Origin of the sequence: Ureibacillus suwonensis (assembly GCF_042655065.1) — a bacterium.
GTDB lineage: Bacteria > Bacillota > Bacilli > Bacillales_A > Planococcaceae > Ureibacillus > Ureibacillus suwonensis.
The window spans coordinates 1-543 of the sequence record NZ_JBHSNQ010000021.1 but is presented as its reverse complement, the minus strand read 5'-3'; the positions used below and the strand labels follow the sequence as shown (position 1 = coordinate 543).

General features: G+C 36.3%; 1 protein-coding gene. It reads right to left on the bottom strand.

All coding sequences use genetic code 11. The annotated features are described in order from the left end of the window. Nucleotides 1-2: 2 nt before the first annotated feature. Nucleotides 3-329, bottom strand: coding sequence for an IS66 family insertion sequence element accessory protein TnpA (gene tnpA / locus ACFPOH_RS01805; RefSeq protein WP_096550474.1), 327 nt, complete (start codon nucleotides 327-329; stop codon nucleotides 3-5). Between the last annotated feature and the right edge of the window lie 214 nt (nucleotides 330-543).

Genomic DNA, 543 nt, shown 5'->3' with positions numbered 1-543 from the left:
TTTTACTTAACATGTGTTTTCAGCACCTGAACCACTTCGTTGAAAAGGAGTGGATTGAAACCTTCTTTTACTTCGATGGAAAATTCCCCAATGTTAACGATGAGCGGGGAGTTTTTTTCATCCAACGGATGGGATACTTCAACAGTTAGCCATTGAGGGGAAGTCCGTGAAGTTTCAGTTGTCTCTAACTCTAGTCTTTTCATCCATTTATACATACTTTGATGACCTACTTGATTTTGTTTGCACCAAGCTTTTACACTTGACTCTCCACTAGATCGATAAGATTCAATTCGTTGTTGCCACAATTGTTTTCGTTCATCTGGGGACATAAAAATAAAAACCTCCTAACTTTTGATGTTGATCTCATTATCACAAAACATCAAAAGGGTTAGAAGGTGTGGGATATTTGGCGCTTACTCTTTTTCGTATTATGATGAACTTTATAGTTTCCTGTTCTTTTCAACCAAGCGTGGCACGATTGATTCCAATCTGAAAGATGATCGAATACTCGATTTTTGCTAAAATTATTTTTTACAAATTTCA